We start from the raw sequence: 19,870 nt of genomic DNA, 5'->3' as shown, positions 1-19,870 counted from the left end.
TTATGCAAAAGAATAACTCACTGACCATCGCTATCCGCAACGCGTTGGTTTGTGCTTTAGCACCTACAGCAGTGGTTGCATTCACAGCACAAGCTCAAGAAGACGTCGTACAAGATGACGTGATTGCCATGGAGACCATAACGGTCACCGCGCAAGCACTTAAAGTAGAAACCCCGGCAGCAGAAACGCCGCGCAGCGTATCTATCATTTCTGAAGATGAACTTCGTGTTCGTGCACCGAAAAAGCTAGATGAAGCATTACGCTACACGTCTGGTGTAACCGCTCAGCCTTATGGCGCAGACAACGACACTGATTGGTTCAAAGTTCGTGGATTTGATGCAGCGACTTACCTAAACGGCAACCGCCTATTCCGCGATGGTTACTACACATGGTTGGTCGAACCTTACGGCCTAGAAAGTGTAGAAGTCGTTAAAGGTCCATCGGCTATTCTGTTTGGTGAATCGGCACCAGGCGGTATCGTGAATGCTGTTCAGAAAAAACCAACGTTTACGCCTCAAGGCGAAGTAAAAGTCGAAGTTGGCAACAACCAACACCAATCCGTAGGTTTTGACATTGCTGACGAAGCAAACGACGCAGGCACTGTGCGCTATCGTTTGGTTGGCTTGATGACAAGCCAAGATGGTGAACTGGACGGCACAAATAACGAGCGTTTCTACCTAGCGCCAAGTGTCGAGTTCGACATTTCTGACCGTACAATGCTGACCGTTTTGGCAACTTACCTTCATGATGACGGTGTACCAACTAACCCATTCTTCCCGGCAGCAGGTACTCTGATTGGTTCTAACTTTGGCAAAATCGATCCTTCGACTAACCTTGGTCAGCCAAACTACGATAAATACGAACGCACGCAGTTTTCTCTAGGTTACTTACTAGAGCACGACATCAATGACACGTGGTCACTCTCGCAAAACCTCAACTACGGTTCGAATGAGTTGTACTTGCGCAGCTCTTACGCGTTCTCAAACAACGATCCAGCGAAAGAAGAGTTAACGCAAGGCATCGTATTCCGTGACGGAAAAAACCAGAGCATCACGTTCGATAACAATGCTGTCGGCAACTGGATGACAAACAACGCAGAGCACACAGTGCTTATCGGTATGGATCTGCAATTCCACAAAACCGATGGCGACGAGCAAGACAACTATGCATTTGGCACTATCAACCCGTGGAACCCAGTTTACGGCAACTTCACCCCTCTTGATCCTGCCAACAACGTGAAACGTGAGATTGAGAAATCTCAAGCAAGTCTCTATTCACAATACCAATTGAAACTGCATGAACAGTGGATTGGTAACATAGGTGCTCGTTACGACTGGGTGAAAACAGAAAACTCTGGCAAAGGCGCTACCGTTGATCAAAGTGAATCTCGTGATGATGGTCAGCTCTCTCTAAGTGCGGGTGTGATGTACCTTGCAAACAATGGCCTGTCACCTTACGCAAACTACTCTCAGTCGTTTGAAGTGATCAGTACTATTGATGCGGCAACCAATGAACTTTACAAACCGCTGGAAGGCGAGCAAGTAGAAGTGGGTGTAAAGTATGAGCCAAGCTTTATGGATGGCTTTATCAACCTTGCATGGTTCGACATCACGCAAAAGAACGCGTTGGTCACTAACCCATCAACATGGATTGCGACACAAACAGGTGAAGTGACATCTCAAGGTATTGAGCTAGAAAGCACGGCGCAGCTAACCGACGATCTAAAACTGATGGCAAGCTACACCTACACTAAAGCGAAAACAGATGAGAGCTTTGGCCAAGGTAAAAAACAAGCCGCACTTATTCCTGAGCATCAAGCGTCTGCATGGGTAGACTACAGCGCCTACAGCCTGATTCCAGGCCTCAATATCGGTACTGGTGTGCGCTACGTAGGTGAGTCAAAAGATAACCCTAAGAGCTCGAACCTAACGGTTCCTTCTGTCACTCTTTGGGATGCGTCAGTCACTTACGACATCACTTCACAGTGGCAAGCACAGCTAAACGTGAACAACATCCTAGATAAAGAGTTTGTTTCAGGTTGCGATTACTGGTGTTACTACGGCCAGTCTCGCTCTGTTATGCTAAACGCAAACTACCGCTGGTAATTGTACTTCTACTCCCCTCTATTGAGGGGAGTTTTCTCCTAAGAGCCATCCATGTTTCAACTGTCTAATATTGAGATCGTGCGAGGTGGACGTCAGATCCTCGGCATCGAACAACTTAACATCCCAACAAATGAGCTAACGGTCGTTTTAGGCCATAACGGTTCAGGTAAGTCGACACTGGTGAACCTGCTTTCTGGTCAAATGCCACCAGATAAAGGCACGGTAACACTAAACGATACTTCCCTTTCATCACTCAAAACCAAAGAGTTGGCAAAACAGATCGCCTATTTGCCACAAAAGCTGCCCTCTTCGGCTGGTTTAACGGTAGAAGAGCTAGTGCGCTTAGGTCGCTTTCCGTGGCGTGGGGCACTTGGTCGTTGGAAAGCTGAAGACAAACAGATCATCACGCAGGCTATGGAACGAACAGGGGTTACACCTTTTGCTCAAGCTTTGGCGGATGACTTATCGGGCGGCGAGCGCCAACGTGCTTGGGTGTCTATGCTACTGGCTCAACAATCGCCAATTTTAATTCTCGATGAGCCAACCTCGGCGCTCGATGTTCACCATCAGTTTCAACTAATGGCGCTGCTGGCAGAACTGAATCGAACCGAGAATGTAGGCATTATCGTGATCCTGCACGATCTGAACTTAGCACTGCGCTACGCCACCCACATTGTTGCGCTCAAAAAAGGTAAGATTGCCTTTGAAGGCAACGCCGACATGTTGTTAGACGAGGCACGCCTTTCTAAACTATATGAGTCACCAATTAAGCTGATTGAACACCCAAGCCCGGCTAACACATTAGCGAGCCAAAAGGTGGCTGTTGTATGCGCATAATAGCTCGTTTACGTACTGTGGTTACACAATCTGCTTTTCTCCTCGCATTTTTTATGACCAATGCACATGCAGTCATCACCGTTACCGATGAATATGGCGAGCATAGTTTTGAGCAAGCGCCTCAACGCGTTGTAGCCTTAAACTGGGACATCTTAGAACAAGTTTTGGCGCTAAACGTAGAACCAATCGCAGCCCCAAATTTACCAGGCTACCGCCAATGGGTCGTCAATCCAACTGCACCAGAGTCAATTGAAGATATTGGAACCCGAGCAGAACCCAACTTAGAAAAAATAGCCAGTTTGAAACCAGATGTCATCCTTGCTGCGTCTCCACAGCAAGACTTGATTCCGTTACTCAAACAAATTGCTCCGGTAATCTATTTACCTAATTTTTCTGAAAATGAGGCCGCAGCTGAAACGGCCATTCGTCACTTTCGTACGCTCAGCAAGCTATTCAATAAAGAGGCACTTGCTGAACAGAAACTGGCAGAATTAGATGCTTCATTTGCGCAGATGCGCCAGCGAATTCGCCACTATTACTCTGCTCCACTCAGCGTTCTTGTGATGCGATTTTCAACCCCGAATACTGTATTACTTGCAACCGAAAACTCCACCACTGACTACGTGGTTAGAAAACTGGGATTACAGGCTCCAATTAAAGAGGCCCCACGTGCGTGGGGAGTAAAGCAAGATCGAATCAATCGGCTTCAGAGCCTTCAAAACAGCTACGTTCTCTACGTACAACCTTTCCCAGAAGAACGAAAACTGAAAGAGTCGCCACTTTGGCAAGCGATGCCGTTTGTGAAAAAGCAGCGGGTAAATTCAGTCAGAGCAGTGTGGGCGTATGGCGGTGCCATGTCTTTGCAATACACCGCTGAAGCGATTACCGACAGTCTAATAGAGTTGGCACCAGAACAATGAGAACGAAACATTATATTGGTTATCTGGCGCTGATTACGTTACTTAGCGTCTTTAGCCTACAAATTGATACTAATTTATCACTTTTCGAACAATGGCAATTATTAACAAAACCAGAGGTAGCAACCGAGTTTCGTGACGTATTCTTTACGCAAGCGCAGCTTCCTAGGTTAAGTATGACCCTGCTTGTTGGTGCCATGCTTGGTCTCACCGGCAGCTTAATGCAGCAATTAACGCAGAATAACCTCACCTCGCCGTTGACTCTTGGCACCTCTTCTGGTGCTTGGCTTGCATTAGTCGTGGTAAACATTTGGTTCGTCGATTGGGTAGCCGATTACTCTGCATTAGCCGCAATGGTGGGGGCTTTAGTGGCGTTTGGCCTGATCGTATCAATTGCAGGCGTGCGTAATATGACAGGTTTGCCGTTGGTCGTTTCGGGGATGGTTATCAATATCTTGCTTGGTTCTATCGCCACAGCCATTATTATTTTAAACGCCCAGTTCGCACAGAATATTTTTATGTGGGGAGCCGGAGACCTTTCTCAATACAGCTGGGATTGGTTTGAGTGGTTATTGCCTCGCTGCGCTATCGCAATCGTAATTTTGATCGTCGCACCACGTATTCTGACCTTAATGAAACTAGGACAAGAAGGCGCAGCAGCCCGAGGCTTAGCGGTATTACCCGCGTTTGGTGCGTTAATGGTGATGGGTATTTGGCTAGTATCTGCCTCAATCACCGCAGTTGGCATTATCAGCTTCATCGGATTACTGACACCCAATATTGCCAGAGCGATGGGGGCAAGAACACCGCGCGACGAATTGATCAGCAGCATGCTTTTGGGCGCAATGCTACTAATCATCACAGACTCTGCCGCTATCTCGCTGAGCTTATGGTTAGAGGAAACCATTCCTAGCGGCGTAGCGGCTGCAGCTATTGGCGCTCCCGCTTTAATTTGGTTTACTCGTAAAAAGCTGACGGCAACCGATCAACTTAACCTTTCAATGAGCCAAGGAAAAACGGCGCTTTCTAAACGCGCGGTATGCAGCATTGCGCTATTCAGTCTGGTTGGGATTCTAGCTTACTCATTCGTTACCCATGGTATAAACGGAATTCAATGGTCTGTGCCAGGTGAGTTCCAATGGCAATTGCGTTGGCCGCGAATGTTAACCGCACTTTCTGTCGGTATTGCGCTATCCGTTGCCGGAATCATTTTGCAACGCATTGTTTATAACCCTCTGGCAAGTCCCGATATTCTCGGTGTGTCTTCCGGAGCCACGTTTGCCATTATTACGACAGGAGTCATCGCTGGGTCGCTTCTCTCCGCATTTAGCTGGGGTATCGCTTTTTTCGGAAGTATGTCCGTATTGATGTTATTGCTGATTATCGGTAAACGAAGCCATTTTAATCCATCTAACTTCGTGTTGTCCGGCATCGCACTAACGGCACTACTAGAAGCTCTTGTTCAATTTTCGCTAGCTCAAGGTTCTGGTGACAGTTACAAAATTTTATTGTGGTTAACTGGTTCAATTTATCGAGTCACAGCCGACACCGCACTGATGTTATGTTTGGCCATAATAGTTCTGCTTGCCGCTGTATTCTCGATTTCTCGTTGGCTAACACTAATTTCCATCGGGCGACAATTCTCAAATGCACGAGGGCTTAACCCTACCGTAGCCAATACGCTTATGCTCACCATCGTTGCTTTGTTATGCGCCTTTTCTACGGCTACAGTTGGTCCAATATCTTTTGTTGGCTTGGTCGCTCCCCATATGGCGATGATGTTAGGAGCAAGAAAAGTGAAAGAGCAACTGTGTGTCGGTGCCTTAATTGGCGCAACCCTAATGTTGTGGGCAGATTGGCTAGGACAAATCGCTATTTATCCAAGTCAGGTCGCAGCTGGCACGTTGGTCGCTATTATAGGCAGCACTTACTTCCTATTTTTAATGCTGAAGAGTAAATTCAGCTAAGTTGGGAATATTGTTACAGCCTAAAAATACGCTAAGAAAAACAAACCCCGCTATTTTGATAGCGGGGTTTGAAATTAAAGGCGAAGTACGATGCTCTATTCTTCTCGCACTACAGGAAAACGTTGCTCATAAAGTTCCATAAAGTCCTTACGAATTAAGTGCTCTAAGTGGTTCGCTTTATCGGTTGGGCAGAAAATCATCACGTGCAGAATTTGTTCACCATTAATGTTGCTAGAAATATGCATATGTGGCTCAGAACCAGGAAGGTCAACACCGGCATGTTTTTCAATCATCGCATTGTAACGATGTGCAACATCAGCAAAGTAACTGCAATGTTCTTCAATTTTATCAGTTAAAATCGGTAGCAGTGGATACAAATTGACGAAGTCTTTCACCACTACAGAAAAGTTGTGATAAACGTACCGCTTCATGAAGTTGAGGTTCTTTACTGGATAGGTAAAGAACATACTATTAGGCAATGTCGCTGTTTTGCCGGTGTAATGATATTGCCCATGATGCAGGTCGATCTCTTGAATCACCGTCGCCATCATATTGTGCTCAATCACTTCACCGCATAACTTCCCGACCTCAATCCAGTCCCCAACGCGAAAAGAACGTGAACTTGCTCTTTGAATCGAACCCGTAAAACACAAAATGATTTCTTTGGATGCCACTACAATGGCAACGGCAATCGCCGTTACACTCAGAGCAAACTCGTTAATTTCTGATTGCCATAAAATAAATAAAATCAGTAATGTAACAGCAAAGGTGCCATTTTTAGTTCTGGACATCCAACTACGCTGATCTTCTGAGAGAAAAGCGTGATCACCACGAATCATCGATAAAATTGCACGACGAATTAACCACATAATCGCAAAGATCAGTGCGGTAAAAATCAATTTATGAGTGAGAAGAAAATCGACAACTAACTGCACTTTCTCCATTCCACGGCTCCCTCGAATAAAAATACGGCCCAGTAACAGCTAACGATAACAAATTATTTTGTCTGTTGTCCGTGCTCACTCAAGTCTTTTTGAAATTACTCCTCTCTGAAGGCGCGATTCATGCTTTCTGTAATTGGCTTTATTAGGTAGCTCAATGGCGTTCGTGGCTCAGATAAAATAAGCACTTCGGCATTCATGCCTGAGGTTAAACGATGTTTTGTCACATCTTCCGGTGAAATTGCAATTCTAGCGAGATAAAAATCTTCTTGGTTTTCTTGCGAGAGCTTATCGGCAGAAATCGTCAGCACAGTACCGTCTAAAGGTGCCAACGTCCGTGCATTCAGAGCGGTCAGACGAACATGCGCTTGCTGGCCTGGATTCACTAAATCAATATCCTGAGGATTAACACGAGCCTCGACTAACAACTTATCGTCTTGCGGGACCAGTTCTAGTAACGTTTCACCCGAGCCAATCACACCTTTTTCGGTAAACACTTGCATGTTGACTACGCGACCAGAAATAGGTGCGTTGATCGTTGTTCTTGCGACAATATCTTGAGCGGAGCGATATTCTTCCCGAATTGCGACAATTTCCGTTTTGGTATTTCGTAGTTCCTCGACAATCTCATTCAGCCTTTCAAGCTTCAACTCTTCAATTTGCGCTAGGTTCTCATCTAACCTTTTTCTAACGGTGAGCGACTGCCTATCTAACTGGCTTAAGGTACTTCTCACCTCCGCTGCTAAGCGCTTGAGTTGAAGTAAAGTAGATTTTCCCGAGAAACCTTTTTGCACCAAGGCTTGGTTGCTGTCTATTTCTTCAGCAATAAAGTTGAGCCGTTCCGTCTCAATCACTTTGGTTTGCTGAAGGTTTTCAAGCTCTAAATTTGCTCCAGAAATACTCTGCTCAATGATACTCAGTTTACTATCAAAGAATCGCTTTCTCGCTTCAAAGATCTTGTTTTGAACCAGTTGTGCTTCTTGTACGATATCGACACGGGGAATGCTTTCAAGATCATCAGACCATACAATCGTTGGAAGCTCATCAAGCTCCGCACTTAAACGGTTTTCCTTTGCTAGAGTATGGATAAAACGACCACTTAACGAGTCCAACTTAGCCATAGCTTGACGCTTAGAAAGTTGAATTAATAACTGACCTTTTTCGACTAAATCCCCTTCCTGTACATATAGCTTTTCAATAATACCGCCTTCTAAATGCTGAATTTCTTGTCGCTTAGTGAGAACTGACAAATCACCATAAGCAATCGCTGCACTTTCTAATTTGGCTGTTGCAGCCCAGTAGCCAAGGCCTCCAAGAAAAACACTTAAGGTCACCACACCGAGTAAAATTGGTTTTCGAAAGTTTAGTCTCGCTTTGGGGCTAAAACGATATACGATCTCGGTAGAACTCTGATTAACGGTTGGCAGTTGATTGCTCATTTCTTACCCTTGGGATATCTGTTCTTTCTTCGCCCATCAAACGTTTTAATACTTCATCTTTAGCGCCGTATAACTTGACTCGGCCGTCAGCCAAATACAACAGCCTATCCATTTGTCGTAACGTACTCGGATTGTGGGCAATGACGATAATCGTTGTACTCTGTGCTTTTAAATGGGCAATCAAACGTTGATACGCAGCCTCTCCCTCACCATCGAGGTTGGCATTCGCTTCATCGAAAATCACAATAGGTGGGTCGCCATAAACGGCTCTTGCAAGAGCGATTCTCTGCCTTTCCCCCCCAGATAAACCACGGCCATTTTCACCAATAATGCAATCATAGCCTTTGTTTTTCTTGAGTATTAATTCATGACATCCTGCTAGTTGCGCCGCCTTGATGACTTTAGCCGGGTCTTCTTCTTTAAAGCGCGCGATGTTCTCTCGAATTGTGCCAGGAAATAACTCCACCTCTTGAGCGAGATACCCAAAATGCACGCCGCGATCTTCAGATGCCCATACGGAGACTTCCATTCCATCAAGAGTCACTTTACCCGCTAATGGCTTAACCGTACCTAATAACAGCCGAGCAAACGTCGATTTACCCGTACCAGAAGGGCCAATCACCCCAACAGCAACACCCGAAGGAATCGATAAGCTGATCGATGAGAGCACTGGTTCGGTTGCTCCAGGATGGCGATAGGCCAGTCCGGTAAGCTCATAGTGTCCTTTTGGTTTAGGCAGTGGCATATCTGATTCATCTTGGCGCACGATCGCATCGATTTCTTTCAACCTTTTATAGGCGCCTTTAGCAGACATCGCGCTTCGCCACGTGCCTATCGCCTGCTCCATCGGCGATAATGCCCGACTCATTAATATGGAGCTCGCGATCATCGCCCCTGCCGTGATTTCATGTTGGATTACTAACCATGCACCACCTCCCAGCAAAAATATCTGTAGTGATCCACGCACAAACTTAGAAAAGTTAGCCATGTAGATGGACTTACCTGCAACTCGCTCTTCAAGCACATTCACTTCACTCACGCGCGACTGCCACTTCTCTAAAAATGCATTCATCATCCCCATTGCGAGAATTGAATTGGAGTTTTGCGTGGCTAATTCAGCGTTGTTGATATGAGAAATCGCTCTGACTTCGCTCTCTTGCATTGTTTTACGCGTCATCAGCTCATTAAGTAGACCTAGGCTAAACAATACGATAGATCCAAGTAACGCGATGTGACCTAGTATCGGGTGCAATAAATACACAAATAAAATAAACAGCGGTGTCCAGGGCGCATCCAACAGTGGGTAAGGTGCTTGACTGCTCAAAAAGCTTTTGATGTTCTGAATGTCTCTCAGAGTTTGCGAGGTATAACTCTTCCCGGTATGTGATTGATATTGAATCGTGCGCTTGAGCATGAAAGCGGAGAGTTTTGTATCCATCCAATAACCAAAAGATTTACTCATTTGTGCTCGTGCAATGTCGATGATGGACATGGTTAACAGCGCGACAATTACGATGACAGTGAGCAAGAATAAAGTATCGGTTGAGTAGGAGGATATCACTCGGTTGTACACTTGAAGCATGTACAACGGAATCGAGAGAACCAATAAGTTGATAAAAAGGCTAAAAACGATCAGCAAGCCCGCAAGCGTGCATAGTTTTTGTTTCACTTCTTTGAAAACCGTTTTTTGCACGACTACTTCCGTTTAACGTGAAAATTGTAGGCGCCAGAAATACTAGCGCCTAGCTTAAGGTAACCTCAAATCGCTCTAGAGTGTCCGATTAGTGCACCTCAGCATGGCAGAGCCACGCAAACTAATTCCCATCCAGAGTTATTTTCAGTCGTTTAGATTACGAACAGATCAGCACCATAGGTGTTGATGTCAGTTTCAGTCACGCCAATAAGTTTCACTGTTAGATCAGCCCCATCGGTAAACACTGCATTCCCAACTGCATCGTAGCTAAAGCTTAAATCACCAAAGTCTGTGACAGAGTCGCTAATGATGTGCAAAGAGTCTTCACCAATGGTGAAATCAACAACTTTGGCTTCGCCATGGCCACCAAACTTATCCGTGAACACAAACTTATCGCCATTGCTGCCGCCAACTAAAACGTTGTCACCAGAACCAGCAACAAGAATATCTTCACCGACACCACCATTTAATTTATTGTCGCCCAGCAAACCCAACAGCAAGTCATTACCGGTACCACCGCCGAGGTAGTCGTTTCCTGTACCAGCCCTAAGGATGTCATCTCCAGCACCACCAGTTAGGCGATCATCGCCGTCGCCGCCGATCACATAATCATTACCGCCACCGCCAACAAACGAGTCATTACCACCAAAACCGATAAACAAATCATCGCCGCCATCGAAATCAGCAAATTGGTTATTTACACCTGCATCGCCTAAATACGTGTCATTGTCACTTGCGCTCATTTTTATTCCCTCTTAGCTTATTAATTGAATAGACCTTCTGTTCCACGTCTGACTAGATTCGTCACGACATGAGAAGTCTAATAGTCAACTGAATAGGAATAAGTTTGAATATGGGATGATATTTCAGACTGACATTTTAATAATAAATATAAAATTTAGTACTTTATAGAGTATTTTCTTTTTATTACAGCAAGTTAATACTAGTACTACAGGTTTCTCTTAGCCCAACTTGTAGCTTGCGTACGGTTCTTTACTTCTAACTTTCTAAAAATATTGTATAGATGTGATTTAATAGTATGCTCGCTGATAAATAAAGAATCAGCGATTTCCATATTTGAACCACCTTCTTTCAACATTTTTAAAACCTGAACTTCACGCCGAGTAAGCTCAACCTCAATAGCAGGTTCGATAATGTTATTTGCTTCTCTACCTCGATAATAATTTACTAGCTGATCAAGTAATCTTCGAGACAGCCAGTTATCCCCTTTTATTATTGCTTTTAATCCCTGACAAACCTTGTCCATTGAATCTCCTGGACCAAATATACCTTTTACATGAGGCCAAGAAGCGAGTTCTTCTGTGTCTAAGTCATAACCTAGATTAAGCATTATGGTTCCTAGCACTTTATTACTATCTTTTAAATAAACTAAAGTTTCGGAAGGAATCTCAACTGAAAAATCAACAAGCAAAAAGTAGCGTTCCGGAATGAGTTCATGATAGCTAGGGTTTTTAGTATCAATGATCGTTATTTTAGTTTCTGTATTTTTAGAAAGCATTTCCTTAAAGTTTTCACTCTGTAAACTTTGTTGAGTGAGCATTAGGATTTCAGGCTTTTCCATATACTGTTCCATAATATTTCTCATACTTTCAGTGACTTAACATTCTTAAATTAGTAGTTAATCGTCAGCACTTAGTTTGATATGTAAGTGCTAGTTCACAGAGTAAAGTTATTTGCTACTTTTTTAAATTCTAAAGTTATTAAAAAGAGAATCAAAAAAAGTGTTTCTCATAAAAGAAACACTTTTAACACATTCAGGTCACAGAAATTATTAAGAGTTTACTAAATTAGGCAACCTAATATTGCAATAGCATTACACCGTTAACGAGTTGTCTGAAATATTTTCCTTTGCCCAAATAAGTGCTTGAACTCTATTTTTCACATCAATCTTCTTGAAAATATTATGTAAATGCGTTTTTACCGTATTCTCGCTGACAAATAATTGTTCGGCGATTTGTTGATTGGACGCCCCCATGGAAAGAAAGGTAATTATTTGTTGCTCTCGTTTGGTCAGAATAGCGGAAACATTCTTATTTATAGGTTTGCAATGTCGACGAAGGTAAGTAATGTACTGCTGAGAAAACTTACGGCTGAACCACATATCTCCTTGAAGCACCTTACCAATACCAACTTGCAACGTTTTTATATCATCAGAGGTATAGAAAATACCGGCCAAAGTACGCCAAGCAAAGAGATCTTCTGTCGATATGGATTGCTCACAATTAATTAAGATTTCAAGCGTGTCTTTCTGCTTGGCCGCTTTAAACTCCGCATAACGGCGAAAAATTTCATCCGTGATCACGCTGCAATCAACAATAATGGCTGATGCAAGAGATTCATGTAACACTCCGTGAATCAGATTATCTGGCGTGATTAGAGCAACACTAATACCGAGTTTGGTCTCCAATACATCTTTCAACAGAGATGACTGTAGACTTCCCTCCGTGATTAAAATAACGTTTCTTTTTTTTTGCTGCTCCATCCTGATCGCATTCCCTTGGTCGTTTTTATTGAAATACGCAATAGATTTAGATAGAGCGGTAGTATTGTCAAGTATGAAAATCACTAGTACTAATTAATAACTCATTGAAGTGTCAATAATTTTTAAGTGGCAAGTATATGAGAGGTATTAGCATTTTTCAGACATTAAAAAAGGGAGTATAAACTCCCTTTTTGTGTTTGAGCAGGTGATTTAATCACGCACGTTAGAGGCAAAACACCACCTAACTTAGTGGATTGGAACTGCGTTTTTTTGGTTAAACTTACCAAAGTGTTGTTCTAACACTTCTGGCGTCAGCTTACCTTCCGCTTCCAGCTTTTTCAGCTCAGCGACGATCGCTTTTTGCTCTTCTAGCGACGGCAGTTTTACTTCTGGCTCCTGAGCAGTTTCTTGAGAAATTTGCTCTAGTTCTTTTTCGAAGTCATTCATAGTACTTACCTAAAATTAATGATTGAACTTTTAAACTTCGCCTATTCTATCCAACTCTATAACTTGAAGCTACCAACCATCTTGTCTAAACGAGAAGAGAGCGCTTGAAGATCGCGACTTGCATCCGCCAACTCTTCTGCTGTCGCGGTTGTCATTTCATTTATCGCGTTGATTTCTTCGATATTTTGATTAATGGTATGCACCACCGTGGATTGCTCTTCCGTCGCCGTTGCAACTTGTGTATTACGATCAGAGATGTCGGTGATTCGTTCAGAAATACTGATTAATACCTCGACTGCTTCATCGGTAGAAGTAACCCCTTCTATGGTGACCGCTTTGCCCGCTTCCATAGCATTTACCGCGTCTTGTGCGTCACTTTGAAGCTGATTGATCATGCGCTGAATCTCTTCTGTAGAATCAGCCGTGCGTGAAGCTAGGTTTCTTACCTCATCAGCAACAACCGCAAAACCACGTCCCTGCTCACCAGCACGAGCAGCTTCAATTGCAGCGTTTAGCGCAAGTAAATTCGTTTGCTCAGAGATGTCACGAATTACACCCAGAATCGAGCCAATATCTTTGGTTGTCGATGCCAACTGCGTAACAACAATATTGGTTGTTTCAACATCATCGGCTAGGCGGCTGATCACCTCTTTTGCTTTCATCACAACTTCTCGACCAGTTTGAGTGTTATCTGAAGCCTGATTTGCCGTATCAGCAGCGGTAGCAGCGTTCGATGCAATTTCACTGATGGTCGCACCCATTTGGTTGATAGCTGCAACTACTTGAATGGTTTGATCACGCTGCTCTTGGCTGTTGTCGTGTGTGGATGTTGCTTTCGTTGACACACTTTCTGCCGCTTGACTTAATGAGCCACTGGTTAAAGCAACCTCTTTCATCGTGGCATGAATCTTCTCAATAAATCCATTAAAGCCTTTTGAAAGCTGAGCAATTTCATCATTACCCTTAATTTCAATACGCTGCGCCAAATCGCCTTCACCTTGCCCAAGGTCGGTAAAACGATCGGCAATCAGTCGGATTGGTTTCGTAATGCTGTTTGCTAACCATACGCCCATGAGGATGAATACAACGGCAACAATGATGGTCGTAAACAGCATTTTTTTGGCTGTCGCATTCAGGTCTGCGAATACTTCATCAACGGGAACCACGCCAATAACAAACCAGTTCATTGAAGGAACATACAAACTAGAAACAAAAGTATCCTGCCCTTCAAACTCCACACTAATTAGGTTGAAGCTATTTTTGTTCAACAGCGCACTTGCGTCACTACCAAATAGTTTAGTGATAGAAGTTTGGTTCTTACCTTGTTGGCGGTGTATTTGAATCTGGCCTTGTTCATTAGTGAGGAACACGTAACCCGTATCTTCAATTTTAAACCCATTGAGCAAAGTAACCATGTCTCCCATAGATTTAGAGAGACCTGACATTGATGTACCATTAAGATCTTGGAAATTGGCAAACATTTTCACTTCGCCATTTGCCTCTTGGAACACACTCACGGACGTTTCTTGACCAGACGACGTAAATCCAAAGAACCAAGCATCTTGCGTTCGGTTAAGTTGGCGTAAGAATCCGTTTTGATTCCAGTAATATGCCGTTTGACGATTCGCTACCGACGCATCATTAAGACCATACTGTGATTTAACGTTATTGAGCTGCTGAACCAACTGAACTTCTACTGACGGATCACGGTCTGTATTAGATAGGGCTTCAACAATAAATTCGTTTGTAGCCAGCTGTTTTGCCGCTTGTTGCATTTCGACAACTTCGCGGTCAATTTCGGTATTGATTTGCTGCAACATCGCAGGTAGCTCGATGTCAATAAGACGATGGCTCAATACATCTCTCGCATGACGCTGAGCCATAACACCAACAATGATTGTTGATGCTAGAACAGCAAACGTAATGCCAAGTACAACCTTCTGTTTGATGCTCAAGGAATGAAGTTTCAACATATTCGGACCTTTTAAAAGAATCACTTGTTATTGGCCCCACAAGGGGAATCAGGTGCATATCTCATGACACGCACACCACGGAATCTTTATCGGCTCATATGTACAAAACTAGAGGCATTTCTCATTATATTATGAAAAATAAATGTAACACACTGTCAAATAAGCACTTTCAGAGATAGCACGTACTTGCAATTCTCTGTAGCGTCCCAATATTGAAAAGATAAATTGCAATAGAGCGTTGGAACTTTTTTCACATGGAAAATGACCAATACTCAACACGAAAATCACATGGATACCGAGAGTCCAAAGCATGCATAAATCTAACTTCGAAACTCTTCAGCAATACTTAGAGTCGCAGATCATCGGACAGCAAGATCTGGTAAAGCAACTGCTTGTTGCGCTTCTTGCGGATGGGCATATTTTAGTTGAAGGCCCTCCTGGGTTAGCAAAAACCCGTGCAGTAAAATCACTCTCAGACTGTGTTGAAGGCGACTTCCACCGCATTCAGTTCACCCCTGATTTGCTGCCAGCCGATTTAACCGGCACCGATATCTTCCGTCCCGAAACCGGAGAATTCACTTTCCAATCAGGTCCTATCTTCAACTCGCTTATTCTTGCGGATGAGATAAACCGTGCGCCAGCCAAAGTACAAGCGGCAATGCTTGAAGCAATGGCAGAGAAACAAGTCACAGCAGGTCGTCATACCTACCCGCTGCCAGAGTTGTTTTTGGTTATGGCAACTCAAAACCCGATAGAGCAAGAAGGGACCTACCCCCTTCCTGAAGCGCAGCTAGACCGCTTTTTATTGCATTTAGAAGTGGAATACCCAGATGCGGAGCATGAGCTATCTATCTTGCGTATTAACCGCGGAGAAGCAAAAGGCGAAGCAAAGGTTGAACGCCCAATGTTAAGCCAACAAGATATATTCACCGCACGTAAAGAAGTGTTGGATATTCATATGGCGGAAACGATAGAGCAGTACATCGTCCGTTTAGTTATGGCGACACGTCAAGCCAACGAATATGACACTGAGTTGGACAAGTGGTTGTCAATGGGTGTGAGTCCGCGTGCCACCATCGCTCTTGATCGCTGTGCACGTGCGCACGCTTGGCTTGCTGGTCGTGATTTTGTCTCTCCGGAAGATGTTCAAACCATGGCTTATCCGGTACTGCGCCACCGTTTATTGTTGAGTTACCACGCTCAAGCGGAAGGCATTACGGCAAACCAGGTCATCGATAAACTGCTAAACCTTGTTGGCAGTGCATAAACAGGTGAGTGATATGTCCGCTACACATTCATTACCACCTCATGCGAATGGGGTGACATTAACCCTTGAAGAGCTGCTCCAATATCGCACTCAATCTGTACGTTGGTTACCACCAGCACAGAGTCTCTGGTCGCAGATGAGTGGTAACCATACCAGTCGCCAAAAAGGGCGAGGTATGGATTTTATGGAGGTGCGCCAATATCAACCTGGCGACGATATTCGCAGCATTGATTGGCGAGTCACCGCTAGGACCGGTAAAGCACATACAAAATTGTTTGCAGAAGATAAAGAGCAAGCGGTCATTCTTTATCTTGATCTAAGTTCTAGTCTACATTTTGGATCTAAGTATGTACTCAAATCCGTTCAATTGGCCCACTTTGCCAGTGTTCTAATTTGGCTAACTCTAGCTAAAAAAGATCGCATCGGCGCAGTGATTGATGACGGACATCAATGTCTTGAATTTCGCCCCTCTTCTTTACAAAGACAAGGGCTGCGGATTCTTAACGCCATAGTCGACATACATAATGCGCAAGTAACTCGTACTGCAAGCAACGACACTCGTACACTGCCTTATACACAAGTATTGGAGACACTTCATACGCTCACCCCAAAAGGCAGCGAATTGATTATGCTCAGTGACTTTGCCCACGTAACACCAACGGAACTGGCACAACTACGTCGACTCAAACAACACAATAGCGTAAGGGCCGTTCAGTTTTATGATCCGTTAGAAAGAGGCGAAACAGACTTTAGAGGTCAAGTGAAAGCTTCGGATGGGCTGCATAGTCAATGGTTTAACTTTGGCTCTAAAGGACAACGAAGAGAACTCGAAAGCCACTTTACCCAACATCAAGAAACCATTAAGCAGCAGTGCCATTCGATAGCAATTCCATTTAACACGCTATCAAGTGGCTGGCCCTTAATTTCACAATTAAGCTAACAAACTGACAAGCAGTATTTATTAAGCAGTAATAATAATGACAACAAACAACCAAAGCCTAGACCTTGAACCTTTGATTTTGCCAAACGCTCCGGATTGGTTTCCGCTCGCTTGGGGATGGTGGGTGGTGCTTGCAGCCACCTTGCTCTTCGTTTTCGGCATTTGTCTTTATGTGAGATGGCGTAAAAAACACTTACGCGCAAAAAAGACAGCATTAACACTTTTAACTCAACCTACCGCGCCTCATACCCCCTCTTCTGCTCTGGAAATATTGCGCCAGGCAGCATTGAGTTACTTTCCGCGTGAAGAGATCGCACCATTAACCGGAATCGCTTGGTATAAATTTCTCGATAGCCATACCAAAGAAAGTCGATTCGTAGACAAACAACATCAGTGGCAAGAAGCGTTGTATCAGAATTCTTCCCAAGGGCAGCATCAAAGCTTGGTAGACGATTGTGTCTTTTGGATAACCTACGCTTTGCCACCAAAGAAAAAGGCAAATAACCGTGACTGAGCAAACACTCATAACCGATCTTGCCCAATGGCTAAACATTGAATTTGTCTGGTGGTGGGCACTGTTTTTGTTGCCCATCCCATGGCTGGTATACAAGTTCCTGCCACAAGAATCTCAACAAGCCGAGATCAAATTGGCGTACTTACCAACCAATGAGAATCGCAGCAAGCCTAAGCAAGCGCTGCAAAAAGCACTTTCAATCGCGATCTGGGGCCTTCTTGTCGTCGCGTGTGCGCGTCCAGTTTGGTTTGGCGATCCCGTTGAATTCCAACCCAAATATCGGGACTTGATGTTAGTCGTCGATCTGTCCGGTTCGATGCAGCAGGAAGACATGGAACTCAACGGCGAATATATCGATCGCCTCACAGCAGTCAAAAAAGTTCTGTCTGATTTCGTAGCAAAGAGAAAAGGTGACCGTCTCGGAGTTGTTTTGTTTGGCGACCATGCTTATTTGCAAACACCACTCACTGCAGACCGCAAAAGCGTCATGCAACAGATTAATCAAACCGTCATCGGCTTGGTTGGTCAACGAACCGCCATTGGTGATGGTATTGGGTTAGGCACAAAAACCTTTGTAGACAGTGATGCTCCCCAACGAGTCATGATTTTGCTCAGTGACGGCAGCAATACTGCAGGGGTGCTCGAGCCGCTAGAAGCAGCGGAAATTGCGAAAAAATACAACGCCACTGTTTACACCGTGGGCGTGGGCGCTGGTGAAATGATGGTAAAAGAGTTTTTCATGACTCGCAAAGTCAACACCGCAGCCGACTTAGATGAACAAACACTGACTAAAGTGGCAGAGGTGACAGGTGGACAATATTTTCGAGCGCGAGATACAGAAGAGCTCGAAAAGATTTATGACACCATCAACCAGCTAGAACCCGTATCTAGCGACACACAAACTTGGCGCCCTCAGTCTGAATGGTTTCCATATCCATTAAGCGCTGCATTTGTATTGTCGGTATTGTTATTCCTATTAAGGAGAAAACATGGCTGAGTTTATTTTCCTCAATCCTTATTGGCTTTTGGGGCTCATCGTGATCCCTATTGCACTCTTGCTTAATCACAAATTTAGAGCCCAAAAGTCCACACTGATTGCCCCTCACCTATCGCGGATGCTCGGACAAAACACGCAGTCTAAGCATTACTTCACTCTATGGGGTTTAGCTTGGGCAATAACTTGCATTTCATTAGCGGGGCCAAGCTGGCAGTCCAATGCTCGACCAAGCTTTGAGTTAAACCAAAACCGTATCTTGGTGCTTGATATGTCTCGCTCTATGTTTGCTACAGACATCAAACCCAATCGGCTAGCACAAACACGTTATAAGGCGCTCGATTTGCTGCCTAAATGGAAAGAGGGAGCCACTGGACTTATTGCTTACGCTGGCGATGCCTATAACTTAAGTCCACTGACAACTGATTCCAGCACGCTTGCTGGCATTATCGAAAATTTGTCACCAGAGCTGATGCCTTTTCAAGGAGCAAACCTGCCTGCCGCGATTGAACTTGCGATCAACCAGTTTTCTCAAGCCGGCACGCAACAAGGCGATATCATCGTGTTAGCGGATGATCTTGATACGTCAGAGCTGTCTCGCGCGTTAGATTTAGTCCAAGGTACAAAGTTTCGCATTTCTGTTCTTGCCGTCGGGACTCCTAACGGTGCGCCTATCGCGCTGCCCGATGGATCTCTGCTAAAAACTGCACAAGGCACAACCGTCGTAGCGAAAACAAATCTGAAAAATCTACAAACGCTAGCGAATAAGACTGGTGGCCTATTTGTTCCTATTCAACACACCAACCGTGATGTTGAAAACATCGCGGCCTTTACCAATAACATTGGTAGCCAGCTTTCTGCAACCCAAAGCGAAGAAGTTAAAACTGACTCTCGTCTCAACAGTGGCTTTTGGTTACTGCCGTTGTTACTTCTTCCTGCGGCTTTACTGTTTCGACGCGACCTGATTTGGATGGTAGTTGCGACTGTAGTCCCAGTAACGTGGACACCGCATGCAGAAGCTAATCCGTTCTTAAATGCCGACCAACAAGGAGCGGAACTCTACAAGCAAGGTGAGTATGAACAGGCGCAAAACCTATTTACAAACCCAAGCTGGAAAGGAGCCGCCAGTTATCAAAAAGGTGACTACGAAGCCGCTATCGAAGCATTTTCTCATGATGCCTCCCTTAACGGCCGCTATAACCTCGCCAACTCGCTCGCTCAAAATGGTCAATTAGAAGATGCGGCTGATTTGTATAAAAAGCTGCTAGAGGAAAAGCCTAACTTTGAAGCCGCGAAGAAAAACCTATCGGTTGTAGAAGAAAAGCTAAAACAG

At 44.4% G+C, this 19,870-nt stretch carries 17 protein-coding genes; 9 read left to right on the top strand and 8 right to left on the bottom strand.

Annotation, left to right across the window (positions count from 1 at the left end; genetic code table 11):
• Positions 1–2: 2 nt before the first annotated feature.
• The 4 genes from R7M72_RS06765 to fhuB are packed head-to-tail and all read left to right on the top strand — an operon-like array spanning position 3 to position 5,826.
• A complete protein-coding gene (locus R7M72_RS06765) occupies positions 3–2,105 on the top strand; it encodes a TonB-dependent siderophore receptor (protein ID WP_318056113.1) in 2,103 nt (700 codons plus the stop codon).
• 51 nt (positions 2,106–2,156) lie between these two features.
• The gene (locus R7M72_RS06760; protein WP_017635311.1) at positions 2,157–2,942 is read left to right on the top strand and encodes an ABC transporter ATP-binding protein; all 786 of its coding nucleotides are present in this window, start codon (positions 2,157–2,159) and stop codon (positions 2,940–2,942) included.
• On the top strand, positions 2,933–3,862 hold the full coding sequence (locus tag R7M72_RS06755) for an iron-siderophore ABC transporter substrate-binding protein (RefSeq protein WP_132936301.1): 930 nt from the start codon (positions 2,933–2,935) through the stop codon (positions 3,860–3,862). Before R7M72_RS06760 ends, R7M72_RS06755 begins: the two co-directional genes overlap by 10 nt.
• Positions 3,859–5,826, top strand: coding sequence for a Fe(3+)-hydroxamate ABC transporter permease FhuB (gene fhuB, locus R7M72_RS06750; RefSeq protein WP_047103935.1), 1,968 nt, complete (start codon positions 3,859–3,861; stop codon positions 5,824–5,826). Before R7M72_RS06755 ends, fhuB begins: the two co-directional genes overlap by 4 nt.
• A gap of 95 nt (positions 5,827–5,921) precedes the next feature.
• Here fhuB and R7M72_RS06745 read toward each other — a convergent pair whose 3' ends face one another.
• From R7M72_RS06745 to R7M72_RS06710, 8 genes are all read right to left on the bottom strand, one after another.
• Positions 5,922–6,770, bottom strand: a complete 849-nt coding sequence (locus R7M72_RS06745; RefSeq protein WP_005375171.1) for a mechanosensitive ion channel family protein — start codon at positions 6,768–6,770, stop codon at positions 5,922–5,924.
• 95 nt (positions 6,771–6,865) lie between these two features.
• Positions 6,866–8,206 carry an HlyD family type I secretion periplasmic adaptor subunit gene (locus tag R7M72_RS06740; protein ID WP_005375170.1) on the bottom strand — a complete coding sequence of 447 codons (1,341 nt, stop codon included), beginning with the start codon at positions 8,204–8,206 and terminating at the stop codon, positions 6,866–6,868.
• Positions 8,181–9,899 (bottom strand): type I secretion system permease/ATPase, encoded by a 1,719-nt coding sequence (locus R7M72_RS06735; protein ID WP_215810098.1) that lies wholly within the window; start codon positions 9,897–9,899, stop codon positions 8,181–8,183. The genes R7M72_RS06740 and R7M72_RS06735 overlap by 26 nt, the downstream gene beginning before the upstream one ends.
• 152 nt (positions 9,900–10,051) lie before the next feature.
• Complete coding sequence (locus R7M72_RS06730; protein WP_005375168.1) at positions 10,052–10,642, bottom strand: calcium-binding protein; 591 nt, start codon at positions 10,640–10,642, stop codon at positions 10,052–10,054.
• 206 nt (positions 10,643–10,848) lie between these two features.
• Entirely contained in the window at positions 10,849–11,505 is a 657-nt protein-coding gene (locus tag R7M72_RS06725; RefSeq protein ID WP_005383910.1) for a LuxR C-terminal-related transcriptional regulator, read from the bottom strand.
• Positions 11,506–11,733: 228 nt separating this feature from the next.
• Positions 11,734–12,402: a LuxR C-terminal-related transcriptional regulator gene (locus tag R7M72_RS06720; RefSeq protein WP_021707603.1), complete on the bottom strand. Its 669-nt coding sequence runs from the start codon at positions 12,400–12,402 to the stop codon at positions 11,734–11,736.
• 246 nt (positions 12,403–12,648) lie between these two features.
• Positions 12,649–12,849 carry a restriction endonuclease subunit S gene (locus R7M72_RS06715; RefSeq protein WP_005375165.1) on the bottom strand — a complete coding sequence of 67 codons (201 nt, stop codon included), beginning with the start codon at positions 12,847–12,849 and terminating at the stop codon, positions 12,649–12,651.
• A gap of 56 nt (positions 12,850–12,905) precedes the next feature.
• Entirely contained in the window at positions 12,906–14,822 is a 1,917-nt protein-coding gene (locus R7M72_RS06710; protein WP_318056112.1) for a methyl-accepting chemotaxis protein, read from the bottom strand.
• A 310-nt stretch (positions 14,823–15,132) separates the two neighbouring features.
• Between R7M72_RS06710 and R7M72_RS06705 the strand changes: the two genes are divergently transcribed.
• From R7M72_RS06705 to R7M72_RS06685, 5 genes are all read left to right on the top strand, one after another.
• Positions 15,133–16,089 carry an AAA family ATPase gene (locus tag R7M72_RS06705; RefSeq protein ID WP_025768547.1) on the top strand — a complete coding sequence of 319 codons (957 nt, stop codon included), beginning with the start codon at positions 15,133–15,135 and terminating at the stop codon, positions 16,087–16,089.
• A gap of 13 nt (positions 16,090–16,102) precedes the next feature.
• The gene (locus R7M72_RS06700; RefSeq protein WP_025768548.1) at positions 16,103–17,029 is read left to right on the top strand and encodes a DUF58 domain-containing protein; all 927 of its coding nucleotides are present in this window, start codon (positions 16,103–16,105) and stop codon (positions 17,027–17,029) included.
• 37 nt (positions 17,030–17,066) lie between these two features.
• A complete protein-coding gene (locus R7M72_RS06695) occupies positions 17,067–17,543 on the top strand; it encodes a DUF4381 domain-containing protein (protein WP_065275458.1) in 477 nt (158 codons plus the stop codon).
• Positions 17,536–18,540 (top strand): vWA domain-containing protein, encoded by a 1,005-nt coding sequence (locus R7M72_RS06690; RefSeq protein WP_047103941.1) that lies wholly within the window; start codon positions 17,536–17,538, stop codon positions 18,538–18,540. The genes R7M72_RS06695 and R7M72_RS06690 overlap by 8 nt, the downstream gene beginning before the upstream one ends.
• The coding region (locus tag R7M72_RS06685; protein WP_225477348.1) for a VWA domain-containing protein at positions 18,533–19,870 on the top strand (1,338 nt) is incomplete at its 3' end. The genes R7M72_RS06690 and R7M72_RS06685, both read left to right, overlap by 8 nt.

This window comes from Vibrio sp. YT-18 (assembly GCF_033337345.1).
GTDB lineage: Bacteria > Pseudomonadota > Gammaproteobacteria > Enterobacterales > Vibrionaceae > Vibrio > Vibrio alginolyticus.
This window is presented reverse-complemented; position numbering and strand designations above follow the sequence as displayed.

Bases quoted from the DNA above. Each gene is read 5' to 3' on its own strand.
- R7M72_RS06765 (WP_318056113.1), top strand. From the start codon at position 3: ATGCAAAAGAATAACTCACTGACCATCGCTATCCGCAACGCGTTGGTT.
- R7M72_RS06760 (WP_017635311.1), top strand. From the start codon at position 2,157: ATGTTTCAACTGTCTAATATTGAGATCGTGCGAGGTGGACGTCAGATC.
- R7M72_RS06755 (WP_132936301.1), top strand. From the start codon at position 2,933: ATGCGCATAATAGCTCGTTTACGTACTGTGGTTACACAATCTGCTTTT.
- fhuB (WP_047103935.1), top strand. From the start codon at position 3,859: ATGAGAACGAAACATTATATTGGTTATCTGGCGCTGATTACGTTACTT.
- R7M72_RS06745 (WP_005375171.1), bottom strand. From the start codon at position 6,770: ATGGAGAAAGTGCAGTTAGTTGTCGATTTTCTTCTCACTCATAAATTG.
- R7M72_RS06740 (WP_005375170.1), bottom strand. From the start codon at position 8,206: ATGAGCAATCAACTGCCAACCGTTAATCAGAGTTCTACCGAGATCGTA.
- R7M72_RS06730 (WP_005375168.1), bottom strand. From the start codon at position 10,642: ATGAGCGCAAGTGACAATGACACGTATTTAGGCGATGCAGGTGTAAAT.
- R7M72_RS06725 (WP_005383910.1), bottom strand. From the start codon at position 11,505: ATGAGAAATATTATGGAACAGTATATGGAAAAGCCTGAAATCCTAATG.
- R7M72_RS06720 (WP_021707603.1), bottom strand. From the start codon at position 12,402: ATGGAGCAGCAAAAAAAAAGAAACGTTATTTTAATCACGGAGGGAAGT.
- R7M72_RS06715 (WP_005375165.1), bottom strand. From the start codon at position 12,849: ATGAATGACTTCGAAAAAGAACTAGAGCAAATTTCTCAAGAAACTGCT.
- R7M72_RS06710 (WP_318056112.1), bottom strand. From the start codon at position 14,822: ATGTTGAAACTTCATTCCTTGAGCATCAAACAGAAGGTTGTACTTGGC.
- R7M72_RS06705 (WP_025768547.1), top strand. From the start codon at position 15,133: ATGCATAAATCTAACTTCGAAACTCTTCAGCAATACTTAGAGTCGCAG.
- R7M72_RS06700 (WP_025768548.1), top strand. From the start codon at position 16,103: ATGTCCGCTACACATTCATTACCACCTCATGCGAATGGGGTGACATTA.
- R7M72_RS06695 (WP_065275458.1), top strand. From the start codon at position 17,067: ATGACAACAAACAACCAAAGCCTAGACCTTGAACCTTTGATTTTGCCA.